This is a genomic window from Sphingomonas panacis, assembly GCF_001717955.1.
In the GTDB taxonomy this organism is placed as follows: Bacteria; Pseudomonadota; Alphaproteobacteria; order Sphingomonadales; family Sphingomonadaceae; genus Sphingomonas; species Sphingomonas panacis.
The window spans coordinates 529306-547409 of record NZ_CP014168.1; the positions used below are offsets into that span (position 1 = coordinate 529306).

The following is an 18104-nucleotide window of genomic DNA, read 5'->3' on the forward strand; positions in this document are numbered from 1 at the left end:
ACGCTTCGAACTTGGGACAACGCCTGTGATGATGATGGTTTCCGCTGATGATACGGCAAAGCAGCGCTTTTCGCGAGCCGCGCTCAATCGGCTCGTCACGGCCGCGCTGCTGCTCGCACCAGCGACCGCGATCGCGCAGGACGGTTCCGTACCCCGCCTCGATCCCAAGGCGCCGATCGTCCTGATCGGGCATCGCGGCGCGAGCGGCTATCGCCCCGAGCATACGCTCGCTTCCTATGAGCTCGCGATCGAACAGGGCGCGGATTTCATCGAACCCGATCTGGTGCTGACCAAGGACAAGGTCTTCGTCGCGCGGCACGAGAACGACATCACCGGCACCACCGATGTCGCCAACCACCCCGAGTTCGCCGCGCGGAAAACCACCAAGGTGATCGACGGCGAGACGCATACCGGCTGGTTCACCGAGGATTTCACGCTCGCCGAGTTGAAGACTCTTCGCGCGAAGGAACGGCTGCCATCGCTACGGCCCGGCAACGCCAAATATGATGGCGAATTCGCGATTCCGACGCTCGACGAGGTGATCGCGCTCGCCAAGCGCCGGAAGAAGGAACTGCATCGCACGATCGGCATCTATCCCGAGACCAAGCACCCGAGCTATTTCGCATCGATCGGCCTGCCGATGGACGACACGCTGGTCGCACAGCTCAAGAAGGCGGGCTGGAGCAAGCCGACCGATCCGGTGTTCATCCAGTCGTTCGAGGTCAACAACCTCAAGCATATCCACACGTTGACCGGAATCCGCCTGATCCAGTTGATGGGATCGACCGGCGCCCCCGCCGACAATGCCGCACCGAGCTACGCCGCGATGACCACCCCCGCCGGCCTGAAGGCGATCGCGGGCTACGCTTATGGCATCGGGCCGGGGCTGGACATGATCCAGAACGGCGATGCTCCGCCCTCGACGCTGGTGCGTGATGCGCATGCCGCCGGGCTACGGCTGCACCCTTGGACGTTCCGGGCGGAAAACAACTTTCTGATCCCGAGTTTCCGGACCGGCACGGCGCCGGCGGCACATGGTCGTCTTTCTGACGAAATTCAGCTATATCTGCGGCTTGGCATCGACGGCTTCTTCACCGACTTTCCCGATATCGGGGCGGCGGCACGGACAGCCGCCCAGAAGTGAGAGAGCCTTTCATGCGTAAGATGTTGATACTTGCCACCCTCCCCCTGTTCGCGGGCGGCTGTGTCAGCACCGTCGCGCATGTCGTCACCGCACCGGTGCGAATCACCTCGAAGGCGGTCGACTGGACAACGACCAGCCAGTCCGAATCCGACCGCAACTACGGCCGCAAAATGCGCAAGCAGGAAGCCCGCGAGGGCCGCGAGCGGCGCAAGGCGGCGGCCGAATGCCGGCGCCAGCAGGGCGAGAATTGCGAGCGCTGAGGCGCCTCATCGCGAAATGACCCGTTCGTGCTGAGCCTGTCGAAGCACGCGCCCGGAGAGGTTCCGGTTCGGACACGCCCTTCGACAGGCTCAGGGCGAACGGGTTGGCGAGGTAGGTTCCGAAAGAGGGTTACTCCCCGCCCAGCGCCTCGATCCGCGCGGTCGCCTCGGCGACGCCGGGGTTGGCGGCGCTGCCGGTCATCGCCTCGAACAGGTCGGTGAGCGCGGCGTAGCGCGTGCGCGCCTCGCGCCACAAAAGGATCGCGCCCGCCACGTCACCGACCGCCTCGGCCTGAGTCGCGGCGCAGCGCACCGCGTTGGCGATGTCGAGCGGCGGCGCATCGGGCACTTGCGCGTAGAACCACAGGGCCTGCGCGCAATCCTGCTCGGCATCGCCGGCGCGGTCGCTCTCGATCAGCATGTCGGCGCGGTGGCGCAGCGCCTGCGCGAGCGCGAGCGGGTTGCTGCCGCCGCGCAGCATCTCGATCGCGACGGTCTGGTGGTCGATCGCGGCGGCGAGATCGCCCGCCTGACGTGCCGCGTGCGCGGTCCCCAAAAGGGCCTCGATCGGGTTCATGCGCGCACGATCAGATAGTTCATCCGCGCCGCCGCGATCGGCCGGGCGGGGTCATCCTGCCACGCCGTCGCATCGACATTGGCGACACGTGTGCCGAGCCGGGTGACAATGCCGCGCGCGAAGGTCGGCTTGTCGCGGCCGCCGCGCATGAAATCGACGGTCAGGTTGATCGGCTTGATCCGAGCATCACTCTCGATGGCGAGCGCGTGGCGCAGCGCGACGATCGAAGCCACCTCCAGAAACCCGCCGATCGCGCCACCGTGGAGAAAGCCGGGCCTGCCGACCACCCCGTCGCCGAACGGCAACATCAGCAGCGTCGGGTCCCCCTCTACGGGTCGGGCGCCAAGTGCATGAGCGTAGGGCAGATCGTCCATCACAGATCCGTGAACATGAAGGTGCCCGCGACATTGGCGATCGGATCTGCGGGATCGCCATCATGCGCGACGCCGCGCACGAAGGAGATGGCGCGGGTGATCCGGTAGCATTCGCCGCGACCGATCACCGTCTTGCCGGGCGTGGCCGGTCGGACATAATCGATCCGCAAGTCGAGTGTCGCGTGCGGGCGTTCGGCGCCGAGCTTGAGAAACACCGCAACCGAACATGCGGTATCCATCAGCGTGAGGATCGGCCCCGAGGCGAGCACGCCGCGTTCGGGATCGCCGATCAGCGCCGCCTGATACGGCAATGCGAGTTCGGTCCAGTCGGGACCGTGCGCACGGTACTCGATACCGAGCAGACCGGCATGCCCGGCCCGCATCAGCGCGATGAAATCGGTGGGATCAAACAGACTATCGGGAGGCATCATGCGGCCGTCCTATCGCATCGACCGGGCCACGCAAGCCGCGTGGCCCGGTCGAGGCCATCAGCCCGCGGCGGGCGAACGCCGGCCGCCGCCACCTGACGACTGGCGACGCGGGCCACCGGGGCGACCGCCACCGCCGGCCGGACGACCCTGACCGCCGGGGCGGCCCTGACCAGCGGGACGGCCAGCGCCACCCGCCGGCCGCTCGCCGGTCGGGCGTGCCGAATGCGTGGCGCGCGGACCCTGACGGTGGCGCCCCGAATCGTCGATACGACGCTCGGGCGTGTCCGATCCGGCCGGCCGCGCCGCCTTGATGCGGGCCTGCTCGGCGGTGAAATCGGCCGGCAGCGGCAGCGGCGTCAGCTTGACCTTGGTCAGCCGCTCGATGTCGCGCAGGAACGGCTTCTCATCGTCCGCGCAGAAGCTGATCGCCACGCCCGACGCGCCGGCGCGCGCGGTGCGGCCGATGCGGTGGACGTACTGCTCAGGCACGTTGGGCAGTTCGAAGTTGAAGACGTGGCTCACGCCCGACACGTCGATGCCGCGCGCGGCGATGTCGGTCGCGATCAGCACCTTGACCTTGCCCGACTTGAACTCGCCGAGCGCACGTTCGCGCTGCGGCTGGCTCTTGTTGCCGTGGATCGCGTTGGACGCGATGCCGTTGGCGGCGAGCAGTTTCACGACCCGGTCTGCGCCGTGCTTGGTGCGCGTGAAGACGAGGCAACGCTCGATCTCCGGGTTGCGCAGATGGATCGTCAGCAGCGCCTGCTTCTCCGACTGGTTCACCAACGTGATGAACTGGTCGACGCGCTCGGCGGTCGATGCGACCGGCGCGACCTTGACGGTGGCGGGATCGGTCAGGAACTGATCGGCGAGATCGCGGATCGCGGCGGGCATCGTCGCCGAGAAGAACAGGGTCTGGCGCTGCTTGGGCAGCATCCGCACGATCTTCTTGAGCGCGTGGATGAAGCCGAGGTCGAGCATCTGGTCGGCCTCGTCGAGGACGAGGATCTCCAGCGTCGCGAGGCTGACGAAGCGCTGCTCGATCAGATCAAGCAGACGCCCCGGCGTGGCGACGAGGATATCGACGCCGCGGCTCATGTCCTGGCGGTTCTTGTTGATGCTGACGCCGCCGAACACGGTGGCGACGCTCATCTTGGAGAATTTGCCGTAATCGCGCGCGCTGTCGGCGATCTGGCTGGCGAGCTCGCGCGTCGGCGCGAGCACGAGCATGCGGCAATGCGTCGGCAGGATACGCTTGTCGTTGGCGATCAGGTTCTGGATCGACGGAAGCACGAAAGCGGCGGTCTTGCCGGTGCCGGTCTGCGCAATGCCGAGCAGATCGCGGCCTTCGAGCAGCATCGGGATCGACTGCTGCTGGATCGGCGTGGGGGTCGAATAGCCCTTGGCTTCGAGCGCGCGGACGAGCGGTTCGGCAAGGCCGAGTTTGGCGAAAGTCATGAAGGTAGTCCACATATCAGGCCAGCCCCGGCGCGATAGCGCAAGGGCGGCGGGGGAAAATGACACCCCGCGTGAAAAGGGAAGCCTAGCGATAATACCGAAGCGGAGCCCGAACCTTGCGGTTTCGATCACGCTGCAAGACGCATCGGTGCGGCAGATATGTACGCTGCGGTGCGGAAAGTCAATCCGACTCACGAAATCGGCCCGGCCGTGCGTCCGTTTCAACTTTACCTGCGTTATGAAGCGGCAAAGGAGACGCAATGATGTGTCATGTACTGATCATCGAGGACGAGCCGTTGCTGGCGTTCGACCTGCAGGACATGCTCGCGGCAGCCGGTGCGACCAGCTTCGCCTTCGCCGAGACCGAGGACGACGCCGTGTCCGAAGCGCGCGCGCGGCGGCCCGATGTCATCACGTCCGACGTGATGCTGCGCGAGGGCACCGGCCCGCAGGCGGTGGCGGTGATCGTCGAGGAAATCGGCCCGGTGCCGGTGATCTACATCACCGGCTCTCCCGACCAGTGCGCGCCGTGCGATCCGCCCGCGCGCGTCCTCGCCAAGCCGGTCGCCGACGCGATGGTGCGCGCGGCGTTCCGGGAGGTCGCCCCAGTCACCTGACGCGCTCGCCGGCTTCGCAACCGCACAAAAAAGGCCCGGGGTTCCCCCCGGGCCTTTTTTTTCGGTATCGCAAGCTGCGAAAGATCAGTCGCGGTCGCCGGTCAGGAAGGCGGGTGCGAACTCGGGCGCGGGGCCGTCCTCGTTGCCACCTTCACGCTTGGGCGCACGGCCTTCACGGCGCGGGCCGCGATCGCCACGGCCTTCGCCGCCGCGTCCTTCGCCGCCGCGTCCGCCTTCACGTCCACCGTCGCCACGCGGGCCACGGCCGCCGTCGCCGTCACGGCGGGGCCCGCGCGGACCACGGTCGCCGCCTTCACGCGGTTCGCGTGCGGGACGCGAGTCTTCCAGCTCGGCGCCGGTTTCCTGATCGACGACGCGCATCGACAGGCGAACCTTGCCGCGCGGATCGATCTCGAGAACCTTGACCTTGACCTCCTGGCCCTCCTTGAGGACGTCCGAGACCTTCTCGACACGCTCGTTCTTGATCTCCGAGACGTGGACGAGACCGTCCTTGCCGCCCATGAAGTTCACGAACGCGCCGAAATCGACGAGGTTGACGACCTTGCCGTCATAGACCTTGCCGACTTCGGCTTCCTCGACGAGGCCCTTGATCCACTTGATCGCGGCTTCGATCTGGGCCGGATCGGACGACGACACCTTGATGACGCCCTCGTCGTCGATATCGACCTTGGCGCCGGTGGTGGCGACGATCTCGCGGATCACCTTGCCGCCGGTGCCGATCACTTCACGGATCTTCGACTTGTCGATCGAGAAGCTCTCGATGCGCGGTGCGTGCGCCGACAATTCGGTGCGGGTCGAGGACAAAGCCTTGCTCATTTCAGCCAGGATATGCGCGCGGCCTTCCTTCGCCTGATCGAGCGCGGCCTTCATGATCTCGTCGGTGATACCGGCGATCTTGATGTCCATCTGCATCGTGGTGATGCCGGCTTCGGTGCCAGCGACCTTGAAGTCCATGTCGCCGAGGTGATCCTCGTCGCCGAGGATATCGGACAGAACCGCATAGTTCTTGCCTTCGAGGATCAGGCCCATCGCGATGCCCGACACCGGCCGCTTCAGCGGCACGCCGGCGTCCATCATCGACAGCGAACCGCCGCAGACCGTCGCCATCGACGACGAGCCGTTCGACTCGGTGATGTCCGACAGAACGCGGATCGTGTACGGGAACTCGTCCTTCGACGGCAGCACCGGATGCAGCGCGCGCCAGGCGAGCTTGCCGTGGCCGACTTCACGACGGCCCGGCGCGCCGAAGCGGCCGACTTCACCGACCGAATAGGGCGGGAAGTTGTAGTGCAGCATGAAGTTTTCGTAGGACAGGCCGGTCAGCCCGTCGATCATCTGCTCCGCGTCCTTGGTGCCGAGCGTGGTGGTGCAGATCGCCTGCGTCTCGCCACGCGTGAACAGCGCCGAGCCATGCGCGCGCGGCAGGAAGTGGACCATCGCCTCGATCGGACGGATCTGCTTGGTGTTGCGGCCGTCGATGCGGGTGCCGTCCTTGAGGATGGCGCCGCGGACGATTTCCGCTTCCAGCTTCTTCATCAGCTTGCCGGCAGCCATCTGGTCCTGCGGGGCGGCATCGGCAAAGGCAGCCTTGCCCTTGGCGCGCGCCTCGTTGAGCAGACCCGAACGCTTGGACTTGTCGGTCACCTTATAGGCGGCGGCGATGTCCTTGCCGATCAGCTTCTTGAGCTTGTCCTTGGCGGCGGTCAGATCGGCCTGCGGGGCCATTTCCCACGGATCCTTGGCAGCCTGCTCGGCCAGATCGATGATCGCATTAACGGCCTCGCGGCAAGCCTTGTGCGCGAACTGCACCGCGCCCAGCATGACCTCTTCCGAAAGCTCCTTGGCTTCGGATTCGACCATCATCACGGCCGCGCCGGTGGCGGCGACGACGAGCTCGAGATCGCCGGCCTTGATCTGCTCGTTGGTCGGGTTGAGGATATACTCGCCATCGACATAGCCGACGCGCGCGGCGCCGATCGGGCCCATGAACGGCACGCCCGAAATCGTCAGCGCGGCAGACGCGGCGACCATCGCGAGGATGTCCGGCTCGTTCTCGCCATCATAGCTGAGAACCTGGCAGATCACGTTGATCTCGTTGTAGAACCCTTCCGGGAACAGCGGGCGGATCGGACGGTCGATGAGACGCGAGACCAGAGTCTCCTTCTCGGTCGCGCCGCGTTCGCGCTTGAAGAAGCCGCCGGGGATGCGGCCGGCCGCGCTGTACTTTTCCTGATAGTGGACGGTGAGCGGGAAGAAGTCCTGCCCTTCCTTCACCGAGCGCGCCGCCGTGACGGCGCAGAGAACGACGGTTTCGCCGAGCGTCGCGAGGATCGCGCCGTCAGCCTGGCGGGCAACGCGGCCCGTTTCCAGCGTGAGGGTCTTGCCGCCCCACTGGATGCTGGTGGTCTTGGTATCGAACATGAGATTTCCTTCACTCCGGGGCGCCCTATGCGCGCCGGGGCCTGTCTGCGGACTTGACCGGTCCGCGCGGTTCGGAGCCTATCTTGGCTCCCCGAATTGGGACACGTCGGCCGAATTGCCGGTTTCCCGTCTCGTCCCCGGCGACACGCCGGGGCTTGCTGAACCGCATACACCATTTCGGCACGCGGGGCTTGAGGCTTTTGAAAAAGGGCGCCCCGAAGGACGCCCTTTCGTTTACTTGCGAAGACCGAGCTTCGCGATGAGATCGGTGTAGCGCTGACCATCCTTGTGACGGAGATAGTCGAGCAGCGAGCGACGCTTGTTGACCATCATGAGCAGACCGCGACGCGAATGGTTGTCCTTGGCGTGGCCCTTGAAGTGCTCGGTCAGGTTACGGATACGCTCGGTGAGGATCGCGACCTGGACTTCGGTGCTGCCGGTATCGCCTTCGGCGCGACCGTGTTCCTTGATGAGTTCCTGGCGGCGTTCTGCGGTGATCGTCATCGTGTTTCCTTCGACATCTTCTACAGGTTGAAGCCGCGTTCGACCCGGACGTTTCCGGACCCGACCTCGACCAGCGCGACGGGTGTGTCACCCAGCAGCGCGAAATGGAGGCCATCTTCAGCGGCGATCCCGGCCAGCGCACGCCCCTGTCGGAGCGCCCCTGCCTGGTCGGGGGTGAGGGATAGAGCCGGGATGTCGTCCAGCCCCGCCCTCAATGGCAGGAGTATCTGTTCAAGGGTGCGCGCCTTAGCGTGTTCGTCGAGATTGTCCAGCGATATCGCTCGCGCGAGATCGAACGGACCCGCCTTGGTACGCCGGAGCATCGTGACGTACCCCACCGTGCCGAGCGCCAGCGCGATGTCGCGCGCGAGGCTGCGAATGTAGGTGCCTTTGGAGACGTGCGCCGTGAGGGTGGCTTCCTCAAGCGTCGCGGCCCCGACCCCTTCGTCACCCCAGCGAACGCTGGGGTCTCCTGCGGCTGCCGGTGCGCTCTCCTCCGGGAGATCCCAGCTTTCGCTGGGATGACGGGCGGTGTCGGGATGACGGGCGGTAAGGCTGTGAATCGTCACCGCCCGCTTCGCCAGCACCACCTCCTCTCCCGCCCGTGCCAGATCATACGCCCGCTCGCCATCCACCTTCAGCGCCGAATAGGCCGGCGGCACCTGCTCGATCGGCCCGGTGAAGCGCGACAGCACCGCCGCCAGCGCTTCGCCGGTCGGGCGCACGTCGCTGGTCGCGATCACCTTGCCTTCCGCGTCGAGCGTGTCGGTCTGCTCGCCGAAGCGGATCGTGAAGTCATAGACCTTGTCGCTGTCGAGCATCCGCCCGGCGAGCTTGGTCGCCTCGCCCACCGCGATCGGCAGTACGCCGGTCGCGAGCGGATCGAGCGTGCCGCCATGCCCGACCTTCCACTTGCCGTAACCGCCCTGCCGCAGCGCGCGCTTCACTGCCGAGACGCCTTGCGTCGAGCCAAGTCCAAGCGGTTTATCGAGTATGATCCAGCCATGCATCCGCGCGCGCCTAGCCGGTTTCGCGCTCAGGCAGAAGCCGCGCGTTCGGTGAAATGGCGACGACACAAGGCAATGTAGCGATCATTGCCGCCGATCTCGGTCTGCGTGCCGTGCGTGACGGCGCGGCCCGATGCATCGACGCGCAGGTTCATCGTCGCCTTGCGCCCGCATTCGCAGACCGATTTGATCTCGACCAGCGAATCGGCCAGCGCCAGCAGCCGCGCGGACCCTTCGAACAATTCGCCACGGAAATCCGTGCGCAAACCGTAGGCCAGCACCGGGATGCCGTGCCGGTCGGCCAACGCAGCGAGCTGATCCACCTGTGTGGCGGTGAGGAACTGCGCCTCGTCGACCAGCACGCAGGCCGGTGGCGCATCCTGCCCAAGCGTGACGGCGGCGAGATCGGTCGTCGCGTCGAACGCCAGCGCCGGTGCGGTCAGCCCGATCCGCGAGGTGATCGTCCCCGCCGCGAACCGGTCGTCGATCGCGGCGGTGAACAGCAACGTGTGCATACCGCGCTCGCGATAGTTGAAATCGGCTTGCAGCAGATTGGTCGATTTGCCCGCGTTCATCGAGGCGTAGTAGAAATAGAGTTTGGCCATTTAGACGAGCGTTTCGATGGGAATAGGTGGAGCAGCCCCCGCGACCTTCGCAATGCCACGGTCGAAGGTCACGAAACTGGCTGCGCCGACCGCCGCCACGAGATGGAGCATGTCAGCGAAATCGGCACCCGCGATGGCGCGGTCCAATGCCCACTCGACGGCGTTGGGCTGCATGACGGAGACAGTCGGCAAGTCCAGAAAATCTCGCAGGATTTCGGCCACGATCCGGGGTGGATAGCGATAATATGACGAGGACAGCAGCCAGCCGATTTCGACGAGCACAGTGACGGGGATCACCACGCCCTCGGCGATGATACCGCGCGCGATTGGCGATTGGTGCGGATCGTCATCGAGCAGGAACCGTGCAACGACGTTGGTATCAACCGCGCGCACGCTCGTCCCTCATAGCGGCATGCTCGGCAGCGGCTTCGTCGATCGCGCGCCCCATCTCTTCTATGGAAAGCGGTGGCTGGCGATACTTTGATATCCGAGCGTGGATGCGGGCGGTAATCGCTTCGAAGCTCTCTCCGCTCTTTAATGAAGGCTTGCGCAGCAACACACCATCGGGTCGCTCGATCACTTCGAGCCGGTCGCCAGGCGCCAGACGCAAGCGATCGCGGACGTCCTTGGGGATGACGACTTGGCCCTTTTCGGACATCTTGGTTTGCGCGGTCATGTCGGTAAGATGCGTCTTACCAACCATCAAGTCAATCGTCGTCGCTGGCCAAATCCTGCGCAACATGCGGTGCGCGCAGCAGTGAATCGATGTGGCTACCTTCGTCGAAACTCTCGTCAGACAGGAACTTGAGCTTGGCGGCGTAGCGCGTCTGCACGCGCCCGGCGACCTCGCGCTGGAGGTAGGCGGTGTTGGTGCGCAGCGCCTTGAGCACCGCTTCCTCGTCCTTGCCGAGCAGCGGCTTCACGAAGCAGGTCGCATGGCGCAGATCGGGCGACATGCGGACTTCGGTGATCGTCACCGCATGTTTGGCGAGCGTATCGTCATGCACGTCGCCGCGCATCAGGATGTCGCTGAGCGCGTGACGCACCTGTTCGCCGACGCGCAGCAGGCGGACGGAACGGGTTTCGGGGGTTTCGGCAGGACGCATCGGTCAACCTCGCAAACAGGCGTCACCCCAGCGCAAGCTGGGGTCTGCCCGCGTGTGCCGCGACGGTCGCGACACACGCTGGGAGATGCCAGCGGGCGCTGGCATGACGATCTGGATCACAGCGTCCGTTCGCGAAGTTCGACCTCGAAGGTTTCGAGGAAGTCGCCCGGCTTGATGTCGACGAAGTTCTGCGTGAAGGTCACGCCGCACTCCAGACCCGCCCGAACTTCAGCAACATCGTCCTTGAAGCGGCGCAGCGAAGCGATTTCGCCCTGGTAGATGATGACATCCGCCCGCGTGATGCGCGCCTTGAGTGCCTTGCGGATATTGCCTTCGGTGACGAGCAGACCGGCCGCCTTGCCGTGCTTGCCGGCCGAGAAGACGTCGCGGATTTCCGCACGGCCGACGACCGTTTCAAACGCTTCGGGGCCAAGCTCACCCGCCATGCCGGCGCGGATCTCGTCGATCAGGTCGTAGATCACGTCGTAATATTTGAACGCGACCTTCTGCCGCTCGGCGATCTCGCGCGCCTTGGCGTTCGGGCGGACGTTGAAGCCGATGATCGGCGCACCGCTGGCACCCGCCAGCGTCACGTCGCTCTCGGTGATGCCACCGACGCCCGAATGCAGCACGCGCGCCTTGATGTCGTCGGTCGAGATCTTGTTGATCGACGAGACGATCGCCTCGACCGAACCTTGCGTATCGGCCTTGACGACGAGCGGATATTCGATCGCCTGCTTGTCCTTGAGCGCGGAGAACATGCTCTCCAGGCTCGCCGGAACCGAGGTGGTGCGCTTGTTGGTGATGACGCTCTGACGATATTCGGCGACCTCGCGGGCGCGCGCCTCGTTCTCGACCACCGAAAGCAGATCGCCCGCGCGCGGCACGCCCGAGAGACCCAGCACCTCGATGGGCATCGACGGACCGGCTTCCTTGATCTGCTGGCCCTTGTCGTTGGTCATCGCACGGACCTTGCCGCTCTCGGCGCCGACGACGAACACGTCGCCGACCTTGAGCGTGCCACGGTTGACGAGGATGGTCGCGACCGGGCCGCGGCCCTTGTCGAGCTTGGCCTCGATCACCGCGCCCTCGGCCATGCGGTCGGGGTTGGCGCGCAGTTCGAGCAGTTCGGCCTGAAGCTGGATCTTCTCGATCAGATTGTCGAGCCCGGTCTTCTTGAGCGCCGAAACCTCGACGTCCTGAACGTCGCCCGACATCTCCTCAACGACGACGTCGTACTGGAGCAGCGCTTCGCGGACCTTCTGCGGGTTGGCGTCGTGCTTGTCGACCTTGTTGATCGCCACGATCATCGGCACGCCGGCCGCCTTGGTGTGGTTGATCGCCTCCACCGTCTGCGGCTTGATGCTGTCGTCCGCCGCGACCACGAGAACGACGATGTCGGTCACGTTGGCGCCGCGGGCGCGCATCTCGGTAAAGGCCTCATGGCCCGGCGTGTCGAGGAAGGTGATCTTCGACTTGTCCTTGAGCGTCACCTGATAGGCACCGATGTGCTGGGTGATGCCACCCGCCTCGCCGCGCACCACGTCGGTGCCGCGCAACGCGTCGAGCAGGCTGGTCTTGCCGTGATCGACATGACCCATGATCGTGACGACCGGCGGACGCGGCTTGAGTGCCGCTTCGTCGTCGCTGTCGGTCTCGATCGCGAGATCGATGTCCGAATCGCTGACGCGCACGATGTTGTGGCCGAACTCGGTGACGAGCAGTTCGGCGGTATCCTGGTCGATCGTCTGAGTCATCGTGACGGGCATGCCCATCTTGAACAGCGTCTTGACGAGGTCCGCACCCTTCTCGGCCATACGGTTGGCGAGTTCCTGCACGGTGATCGTCTCGGGAACCTGCACGTCGCGGACCTGCTTGGCCTGCACCTCGCGCGGGCCGCCCATGCGGCGATGCTCTTTTTCCCGCGCGCGCTTGAGCGCGGCGAGGCTGCGCGCACGCGCACCATCGCTGTCGCCGAGCGCACGGTTGACCGTGAGCTTGCCGGCGGTGCGGCGGTCATCGCCCTTGCGATCCCGCTGGACCGGACGCGGCGGCTCGGCACCGGGCCGCTTCGGCGCGCCGACGCCCGAAGGCGCGGCGGATGCCGTCGTGCTGGCCGGGGCGTTCGCCGCCGGAGCAGGCGCGGGCGCCGGCGCTGGTGCCGGACGCGGCCGCTCGGGGCGCGCAACGGGGGTGAACAGACGCGGTGCCGGCAGGCTCGAATCGAGCGTGATCGTCAGCGGCGGCGGCGGCGGAGCCGGGGGTGCCGGCGGCGCGACGGGCGCGCGAACCGGTGCAGCCGGGGTTGCGGCCTTGACCGGCGCGGGCGCCGGCGCAGCGACGACCGGCGTCGGGGCCGGCGCAGCGGGCGCCTCGACAACCGGAGCGGGTGCGGGTGCCGGCGCTTCCACGACGGGCTCGGGCTTCGCAGGCTCGGGCTCGGGCGCAGGAGCCGGTGCTTCAGCGGCGCGGGCGCGCTCCTCGGCGCGGCGACGCTCTTCCTCGATCGCCTCCTGACGGAGACGCTCTTCGCGGCGGCGGGTTTCCTCGAGCGCGTTCATCCGCGACTCTTCGGCTTCGCGCAGCAGCTTGGCCTGGAGTTCCTGACGCGACAGCAACGAGTTGGCCGGCGACACCGGCGCCGGGCGCGGCTCGGGCGCACGCGCCTGCGGGGCCGGCGCCTGCGGCGCGGCTACGGGTGCAGCCGGCGCTGCGGGTGCCGGCGCGGGCTCGGCCTCACCCGGGCGGCGCAGCGTGCGGCTGCGCTTGACCTCGACCACGACGTTGTTCGAACGCCCGTGGCTGAAACTCTGTTTGACCACGCCGGTCTCGACGGTGCGCTTCAGCCCGAGCGGCTGGCGCATGCCAAGTTTCGGCTTCTCGTTATCGGTATCGCTCACTCAAATTCCTCGTAACGTCGTATCGGCATCGGGCTCCGGCCCTGAAATCTCTGCCCCGGCGTCGTGTGGCGACGCCGATGCGCCCTGCGAGGCCGTTTCGCAAGGCGAGAGAATGGGGTCGGGTCCGAGAAAATGCAGCCAGCGGTGGAGCGCTTCTTCCACACGCGCGGCGGCATCACGCTCCGTCAGACCGATATGTACCACATTCTGCCGTCCGAGCGCCACGGCCAATGTGGTGCGCGGCACCGGCAAAACCAAGCCCCTGAGAACACTTCCTTCGACATCGCGCCCGACTCGCCATGCCTGGTCGAGCTTGCGGTTGCCGTCGGTGCCCGCATCGCAGGCGTGGAGCAGCAGATGAAGCTGTCCCGAGCGCGCGGCGGTCTCGATCTTTTCGGAACCGGTCAACAATGTGCCCGAACGCGACTCGAGCCCAAGCCGATCGAGCGCGGCGCGTTCGAGGGCTGCGGCGAGTCGTTCTGGCAAATCGGCCGGAATCGCGATCGGCCCGGTCTTGAAGGCCCGCGCGAGCGCCCCCTTCAACTTGCCCTTGGTGATCGCGGTGTCGAGTTCGGCCCGCGTCACGCCGATCCACGCGCCCCGCCCCGGCGCCTTGGCGCGGACATCGGGCAGCACCGCGCCATCCGGCGACAGCGCGAGCCGCACCAGCGCCTCGCGCGGCGCACGATCACCGGTGAGGATGCACTTGCGAACGGGTTCGGCGGCGGGCGCGGTTCCGCGCTTGCCCCGATGCTCCGAAGGTGCGGGAGCGCCTAGCGCCTCATCGTGGGGATTCCGCATGTGCGTCCTCCTGCACGATGGGTTTCGGGGCGTCGCGGTCGGCGAGCAATTGGCCGGCCGCGCCGTAGTTTTCGGGCGAGACTTCCTCAATCACCACCTGCACGGCAGCCGGAGACTTGCCCAGCCGCGCGACGAGGCTGGCGGTGACGTCGGCGACGACGCCCGCTTTCTGCTCGCGCGTGGCGGTGCCCGCCAACCGGATGCTGACAAATGGCATGCGGCTTACGCCTCCTCGCTCGGGGTTTCGGCAGGCGCGGCAGCCGGCTCGTCGTCGAACCAGTGTGCGCGCGCGGCCATGATGATCTCATTGCCCTGCTCGTCCGACAGGCCGTACTCGCCGAGTACGCCGGCGCGATCCTCGGAGCGGCTTTCGAAGCGCTTGGCCGCCTCTTCGTTGCGGCGGCGCTGTTCCTGGCGCTTCTTCTGGACGAGTTCGTCGGTGGCGAGATCGGCGAGGTCGTCGAGCGTCTTGATGCCGGCTTTGCCGAGCGTGACGAGCATCGCCTCGGTCAGATACGGCATCGTCGCGAGATCGTCCTCGACGCCGAGTTCGCGGCGCAAAGTGCGATTGGCTTCCTCGCGGCGTTCGAGCGCCTCGGTCGCGCGGCTCTGCAACTCGGCGGCGAGATCCTCGTCGAAGCCTTCGATCCCGGAGATTTCGTCGACCTCGACATAGGCGACTTCCTCGAGGCTGGTGAAGCCTTCGGCGACCAGCAACTGCGCGAGCGTCTCGTCGACGTCGAGCTCGTTCTGGAACATCTCGGTACGCTCGGTGAATTCCTTCTGGCGCTTTTCCGAGGCATCCTGCTCGGTGAGGATGTCGATAGCCTTGGCGGTGAGCTGCGAGGCGAGCCGCACGTTCTGGCCACGACGGCCGATCGCAAGGCTGAGCTGATCGTCGGGGACGACCACCTCGATCCGGTCCTCTTCCTCGTCGATCACCACGCGACTGACCGAAGCCGGCTGGAGCGCGTTGACGACGAAGGTCGCGGTGTCGGGCGACCAGGGGATGATGTCGATCTTCTCGCCCTGCATTTCCTGAACGACCGCCTGAACGCGGCTGCCCTTCATGCCGACGCACGCGCCGACCGGGTCGATCGACGAATCATGGCTGATGACGCCGATCTTGGCGCGGCTGCCGGGGTCACGCGCGGCGGCCTTGATCTCGATGATGCCGTCGTAAATCTCGGGCACTTCCTGCGCGAACAGCTTCTTCATGAAATCGGGGTGCGCGCGGCTGAGGAAGATCTGCGGGCCACGATTTTCGCGGCGCACGTTGAGGATCAGCGAACGGATGCGATCGTTGACGCGCACCACTTCGCGCGGGATCTGCTGGTCGCGGCGGATCACACCCTCTGCGCGGCCGAGATCGACCACGACATGGCCGAACTCGACGCGCTTGACGACGCCGGTGATGATCTCACCCTGACGATCCTTGAACTCTTCGAACTGGCGGTCACGCTCGGCATCGCGGACCTTCTGGAAGATCACCTGCTTGGCGGCCTGTGCGGCGATGCGGCCGAACTCGATCGGGGGCAGCGGATCGACGATATAGTCGCCGATCTCGGCATCCTTCTGGAGCTTCTGCGCTTCCTTGAGATTCACCTGCTTGAAGAAATCATCGACCGCCTCGACCACTTCGACGACGCGCCACAGCCGCAGATCACCGCTGTTGGGATCGAGCTTGGCGCGGATGTCGTTCTCGGCGCCATAGCGCGCGCGCGCGGCGCGCTGGATCGCGTCCTCCATCGCCTCGATGACGATGCCCTTGTCGATCATCTTCTCGCTGGCGACCGCGTTCGCGATCGCGATCAGCTCGGCCTTGTTGGCGGAAACGGCGGTGGCCATCAGTTCAGTCCCTTATCTTTGGCGCTCTCCAGCGCCCCGTTCTCATCAGAAACGTCTTCAACAGAAACGTCGTCATCCGAATCGTCTTCGAAAACCTCTTCCTCAGCGCCGTCGATCGAGAGCGGCCGGGTCGCGGCGATCAGCCGGTCGGTCAGCAACAGCTTGGCATCACCGACATCGGCGAAGCCGATCGTCAGGTCGCCATGCTTGCGCACATCGATGGTGATCCGGTCGCCGTCCACGGCCTTGAGGATACCGGTGAGCTGCTTGCGCCCTTCGACCGGCTGCGCCAGCACGATGCGCGCCTCATGCCCGGCCCAATCGGCGAAATCGGCGAGCCGCGTCAGCGGGCGATCGATGCCGGGTGAGGAGACTTCGAGGCGATATTCCTCTTCGATCACATCCTTGCCCTGCTCTTCGAGTTCGTCGAGCCGATCCGAGATGCGGCGCGACAGCTCGGCGCAATCATCGATCGTAAGCTGGCGCGTGTCGGGGCGCTCGGCCATCACCTGCAAGGTGAGGTCGCCCGAGCCGCCGAACAGCCTCACGCGCACGAGGTCGAAGCCGAGCGCCTTCGCCTCGGGCTCGATCAACGCGTTCAGCTTGGCCCGGATCAGATCGGGGTCCGCCATCAATGCTCCAAACACACAGGATTGTCGCCGGAACCGGGTGGCTCCGACCTCTTCACCATAACGATGTAGAGAATATTCCGGTGATATAGGCCAAGCGCGATGGGCTGGCAAGCGCCTCCGCGTTTCCGCTTGGGAACGCGGTGCGATGCCGCTAGTTTGGACCGCATGATATTTCGCCCGCTCGCGCTGCTGCTGCTCGCCACCTCGGCCTGCTCCCCCTCCGCCACCGCCGGCGGCAACGCCTCCGCCACCGCGGCAAAGTCGGGGCCGCCGTTCGTCAGCACCAGGCAGGCGCAGTTCGATACGCCGTTCGCGATGGCGTTCCTGCCCGATGGCGGGCTGCTCGTCACCGAGAAAGCGGGCACGCTCAAGCTGCGCGACGCGAGCGGCCATGTCCGCGACGTGGCGGGCGTGCCCAAGGTGCAGGAGATTACGCAGGGCGGGTTGCTCGACGTCGCAGTCGCACCCGATTTCGCATCGAGCCACGCCATCTATCTCACCTATTCGGAACCGCGCCCGCACGGTGCCGCGCTCGCGCTGGCGCGCGCGACACTGGTGGGTACGCAGTTGCAGGGCACGCAGGTGCTGTGGCGGCAGGGGTCGGACGGCGACGGCGGACAGTTCGGCGCGAACATCGCCTTCGCGCCCGACGGCAAATCGCTGTTCCTGTCTTCGGGCGAGCGCCAGCGCTTCACCCCCGCGCAGGACATCAACCAGAAGCTCGGCAAGGTCCTCCACCTCACGCTCGACGGCAAGCCCGCGCCGGGCAATCCGTTTGCTCAGCGCGCCGGTACGCCGACCGTCACCGTGTTCGATCCCCCCGAAAACACCGGCGCGGCCTTCAAGGAAAAGGGTACGCAACAGCCGGTCGAGGGTGGCGTCAACACCGCCCCCGCCGAAATCTGGAGCATGGGCCACCGCAACCCCTATGGTCTCGCCTTCGCCGCCGATGGCCGACTGTGGGAGGTCGAGATGGGGCCGAAGGGCGGCGACGAGGTCAACCTCATCCTGCCGGGCAAGAATTACGGCTGGCCCAAGGCGTCGAACGGCAGCAATTACGACGGCACCGACATTCCCGATCACAAGGCCGGCGACGGCTTCGAGGCGCCCAAGGTGTTCTGGAACCCCTCGATCTCGCCCGGGGGCATGATGATCTATTCGGGCAATCTGTTCCCGCAGTGGAAGGGATCGATGTTCATCGCCGCATTGTCGGGCGAGGCGCTGATCCGCGTCAAACTCGACGGCGACACCACCACCAAGGCCGATCAGTGGCCGATGGACACGCGCATCCGCGACGTGGCGCAGGGGCCGGACGGCGCGATCTGGCTGCTCCAGGACGACGGCGCGCTGGTGAAACTGACGCCGCGCTGAGGTTGGCTGGTGCGGGTGGCAGCGCGC

The 18104-nt window shown here is 66.2% G+C and carries 20 protein-coding genes; 4 read left to right on the forward strand and 16 right to left on the reverse strand.

All coding sequences use genetic code 11. The features are described 5' to 3' along the window. Positions 1 to 34: 34 nt before the first annotated feature. Positions 35 to 1144 (forward strand): glycerophosphodiester phosphodiesterase, encoded by a 1110-nt coding sequence (locus J0A91_RS02410; protein WP_083224891.1) that lies wholly within the window; start codon positions 35 to 37, stop codon positions 1142 to 1144. 11 nt (positions 1145 to 1155) lie between these two features. After that, positions 1156 to 1404, forward strand: coding sequence for a hypothetical protein (locus J0A91_RS02415; protein WP_069203582.1), 249 nt, complete (start codon positions 1156 to 1158; stop codon positions 1402 to 1404). Between the two features lie 130 nt (positions 1405 to 1534). On the opposite strand, the gene J0A91_RS02420 is transcribed toward J0A91_RS02415, so the two are convergent. Genes J0A91_RS02420 through J0A91_RS02435 form a run of 4 tightly spaced genes read right to left on the reverse strand, consistent with a single transcriptional unit; the run spans position 1535 to position 4244 of the window. Beyond that, complete coding sequence (locus tag J0A91_RS02420) at positions 1535 to 1981, reverse strand: hypothetical protein (RefSeq protein WP_069203583.1); 447 nt, start codon at positions 1979 to 1981, stop codon at positions 1535 to 1537. After that, the gene (locus J0A91_RS02425) at positions 1978 to 2355 is read right to left on the reverse strand and encodes a PaaI family thioesterase (protein WP_069203584.1); all 378 of its coding nucleotides are present in this window, start codon (positions 2353 to 2355) and stop codon (positions 1978 to 1980) included. The genes J0A91_RS02420 and J0A91_RS02425 overlap by 4 nt, the downstream gene beginning before the upstream one ends. Continuing rightward, the gene (locus J0A91_RS02430; RefSeq protein ID WP_069206954.1) at positions 2355 to 2783 is read right to left on the reverse strand and encodes a PaaI family thioesterase; all 429 of its coding nucleotides are present in this window, start codon (positions 2781 to 2783) and stop codon (positions 2355 to 2357) included. Before J0A91_RS02430 ends, J0A91_RS02425 begins: the two co-directional genes overlap by 1 nt. Before the next feature lie 60 nt (positions 2784 to 2843). After that, on the reverse strand, positions 2844 to 4244 hold the full coding sequence (locus tag J0A91_RS02435) for a DEAD/DEAH box helicase (RefSeq protein WP_069203585.1): 1401 nt from the start codon (positions 4242 to 4244) through the stop codon (positions 2844 to 2846). 260 nt (positions 4245 to 4504) lie between these two features. On the opposite strand from J0A91_RS02435, the gene J0A91_RS02440 reads away from it, so the two are divergent. After that, on the forward strand, positions 4505 to 4861 hold the full coding sequence (locus tag J0A91_RS02440; protein ID WP_240502171.1) for a response regulator: 357 nt from the start codon (positions 4505 to 4507) through the stop codon (positions 4859 to 4861). An 84-nt stretch (positions 4862 to 4945) separates the two neighbouring features. On the opposite strand, the gene pnp is transcribed toward J0A91_RS02440, so the two are convergent. The 12 genes from pnp to rimP all read right to left on the reverse strand — a co-directional run bounded on the left by pnp (position 4946) and on the right by rimP (position 16706). After that, positions 4946 to 7303: a polyribonucleotide nucleotidyltransferase gene (pnp, locus tag J0A91_RS02445; RefSeq protein WP_069203586.1), complete on the reverse strand. Its 2358-nt coding sequence runs from the start codon at positions 7301 to 7303 to the stop codon at positions 4946 to 4948. A gap of 234 nt (positions 7304 to 7537) precedes the next feature. After that, positions 7538 to 7807: a 30S ribosomal protein S15 gene (gene rpsO, locus J0A91_RS02450; protein ID WP_069203587.1), complete on the reverse strand. Its 270-nt coding sequence runs from the start codon at positions 7805 to 7807 to the stop codon at positions 7538 to 7540. Positions 7808 to 7827: 20 nt separating this feature from the next. Further along, on the reverse strand, positions 7828 to 8817 hold the full coding sequence (truB, locus tag J0A91_RS02455) for a tRNA pseudouridine(55) synthase TruB (protein WP_069203588.1): 990 nt from the start codon (positions 8815 to 8817) through the stop codon (positions 7828 to 7830). Between the two features lie 26 nt (positions 8818 to 8843). After that, the gene (locus J0A91_RS02460) at positions 8844 to 9419 is read right to left on the reverse strand and encodes a thymidine kinase (protein WP_069203589.1); all 576 of its coding nucleotides are present in this window, start codon (positions 9417 to 9419) and stop codon (positions 8844 to 8846) included. Further along, positions 9420 to 9812 carry a type II toxin-antitoxin system VapC family toxin gene (locus J0A91_RS02465; protein WP_069203590.1) on the reverse strand — a complete coding sequence of 131 codons (393 nt, stop codon included), beginning with the start codon at positions 9810 to 9812 and terminating at the stop codon, positions 9420 to 9422. It lies immediately after the preceding gene. Next, positions 9799 to 10095 (reverse strand): AbrB/MazE/SpoVT family DNA-binding domain-containing protein, encoded by a 297-nt coding sequence (locus J0A91_RS02470; RefSeq protein ID WP_069206956.1) that lies wholly within the window; start codon positions 10093 to 10095, stop codon positions 9799 to 9801. Before J0A91_RS02470 ends, J0A91_RS02465 begins: the two co-directional genes overlap by 14 nt. A gap of 31 nt (positions 10096 to 10126) precedes the next feature. After that, positions 10127 to 10525: a 30S ribosome-binding factor RbfA gene (rbfA, locus tag J0A91_RS02475; protein ID WP_069203591.1), complete on the reverse strand. Its 399-nt coding sequence runs from the start codon at positions 10523 to 10525 to the stop codon at positions 10127 to 10129. A 116-nt stretch (positions 10526 to 10641) separates the two neighbouring features. Beyond that, a complete protein-coding gene (gene infB / locus J0A91_RS02480) occupies positions 10642 to 13425 on the reverse strand; it encodes a translation initiation factor IF-2 (protein WP_069203592.1) in 2784 nt (927 codons plus the stop codon). Then, a complete protein-coding gene (locus tag J0A91_RS02485; protein WP_083224460.1) occupies positions 13426 to 14226 on the reverse strand; it encodes a DUF448 domain-containing protein in 801 nt (266 codons plus the stop codon). Continuing rightward, the gene (locus tag J0A91_RS02490) at positions 14207 to 14443 is read right to left on the reverse strand and encodes a tautomerase family protein (RefSeq protein WP_069203593.1); all 237 of its coding nucleotides are present in this window, start codon (positions 14441 to 14443) and stop codon (positions 14207 to 14209) included. Before J0A91_RS02490 ends, J0A91_RS02485 begins: the two co-directional genes overlap by 20 nt. Positions 14444 to 14448: 5 nt before the next feature. Beyond that, positions 14449 to 16074 (reverse strand): transcription termination factor NusA, encoded by a 1626-nt coding sequence (nusA, locus tag J0A91_RS02495; protein ID WP_069203594.1) that lies wholly within the window; start codon positions 16072 to 16074, stop codon positions 14449 to 14451. Beyond that, the gene (gene rimP / locus J0A91_RS02500; RefSeq protein WP_069203595.1) at positions 16074 to 16706 is read right to left on the reverse strand and encodes a ribosome maturation protein RimP; all 633 of its coding nucleotides are present in this window, start codon (positions 16704 to 16706) and stop codon (positions 16074 to 16076) included. The genes nusA and rimP overlap by 1 nt, the downstream gene beginning before the upstream one ends. 165 nt (positions 16707 to 16871) lie before the next feature. Between rimP and J0A91_RS02505 the strand changes: the two genes are divergently transcribed. Next, a complete protein-coding gene (locus J0A91_RS02505) occupies positions 16872 to 18077 on the forward strand; it encodes a PQQ-dependent sugar dehydrogenase (RefSeq protein WP_069203596.1) in 1206 nt (401 codons plus the stop codon). Positions 18078 to 18104: the final 27 nt, after the last annotated feature.

What these genes read in the sequence shown, in the direction of transcription:
- J0A91_RS02410 (WP_083224891.1), top strand. Translation starts at nt 35, where the DNA reads ATGGTTTCCGCTGATGATACGGCAAAGCAGCGCTTTTCGCGAGCCGCG.
- truB (WP_069203588.1), bottom strand. Translation starts at nt 8,817, where the DNA reads ATGCATGGCTGGATCATACTCGATAAACCGCTTGGACTTGGCTCGACG.
- J0A91_RS02440 (WP_240502171.1), top strand. Translation starts at nt 4,505, where the DNA reads ATGATGTGTCATGTACTGATCATCGAGGACGAGCCGTTGCTGGCGTTC.
- J0A91_RS02485 (WP_083224460.1), bottom strand. Translation starts at nt 14,226, where the DNA reads ATGCGGAATCCCCACGATGAGGCGCTAGGCGCTCCCGCACCTTCGGAG.
- rpsO (WP_069203587.1), bottom strand. Translation starts at nt 7,807, where the DNA reads ATGACGATCACCGCAGAACGCCGCCAGGAACTCATCAAGGAACACGGT.
- J0A91_RS02505 (WP_069203596.1), top strand. Translation starts at nt 16,872, where the DNA reads ATGATATTTCGCCCGCTCGCGCTGCTGCTGCTCGCCACCTCGGCCTGC.
- J0A91_RS02490 (WP_069203593.1), bottom strand. Translation starts at nt 14,443, where the DNA reads ATGCCATTTGTCAGCATCCGGTTGGCGGGCACCGCCACGCGCGAGCAG.
- J0A91_RS02430 (WP_069206954.1), bottom strand. Translation starts at nt 2,783, where the DNA reads ATGCCTCCCGATAGTCTGTTTGATCCCACCGATTTCATCGCGCTGATG.
- J0A91_RS02435 (WP_069203585.1), bottom strand. Translation starts at nt 4,244, where the DNA reads ATGACTTTCGCCAAACTCGGCCTTGCCGAACCGCTCGTCCGCGCGCTC.
- nusA (WP_069203594.1), bottom strand. Translation starts at nt 16,074, where the DNA reads ATGGCCACCGCCGTTTCCGCCAACAAGGCCGAGCTGATCGCGATCGCG.
- rbfA (WP_069203591.1), bottom strand. Translation starts at nt 10,525, where the DNA reads ATGCGTCCTGCCGAAACCCCCGAAACCCGTTCCGTCCGCCTGCTGCGC.
- J0A91_RS02420 (WP_069203583.1), bottom strand. Translation starts at nt 1,981, where the DNA reads ATGAACCCGATCGAGGCCCTTTTGGGGACCGCGCACGCGGCACGTCAG.
- pnp (WP_069203586.1), bottom strand. Translation starts at nt 7,303, where the DNA reads ATGTTCGATACCAAGACCACCAGCATCCAGTGGGGCGGCAAGACCCTC.
- J0A91_RS02470 (WP_069206956.1), bottom strand. Translation starts at nt 10,095, where the DNA reads ATGACCGCGCAAACCAAGATGTCCGAAAAGGGCCAAGTCGTCATCCCC.
- J0A91_RS02415 (WP_069203582.1), top strand. Translation starts at nt 1,156, where the DNA reads ATGCGTAAGATGTTGATACTTGCCACCCTCCCCCTGTTCGCGGGCGGC.
- J0A91_RS02460 (WP_069203589.1), bottom strand. Translation starts at nt 9,419, where the DNA reads ATGGCCAAACTCTATTTCTACTACGCCTCGATGAACGCGGGCAAATCG.
- J0A91_RS02425 (WP_069203584.1), bottom strand. Translation starts at nt 2,355, where the DNA reads ATGGACGATCTGCCCTACGCTCATGCACTTGGCGCCCGACCCGTAGAG.
- rimP (WP_069203595.1), bottom strand. Translation starts at nt 16,706, where the DNA reads ATGGCGGACCCCGATCTGATCCGGGCCAAGCTGAACGCGTTGATCGAG.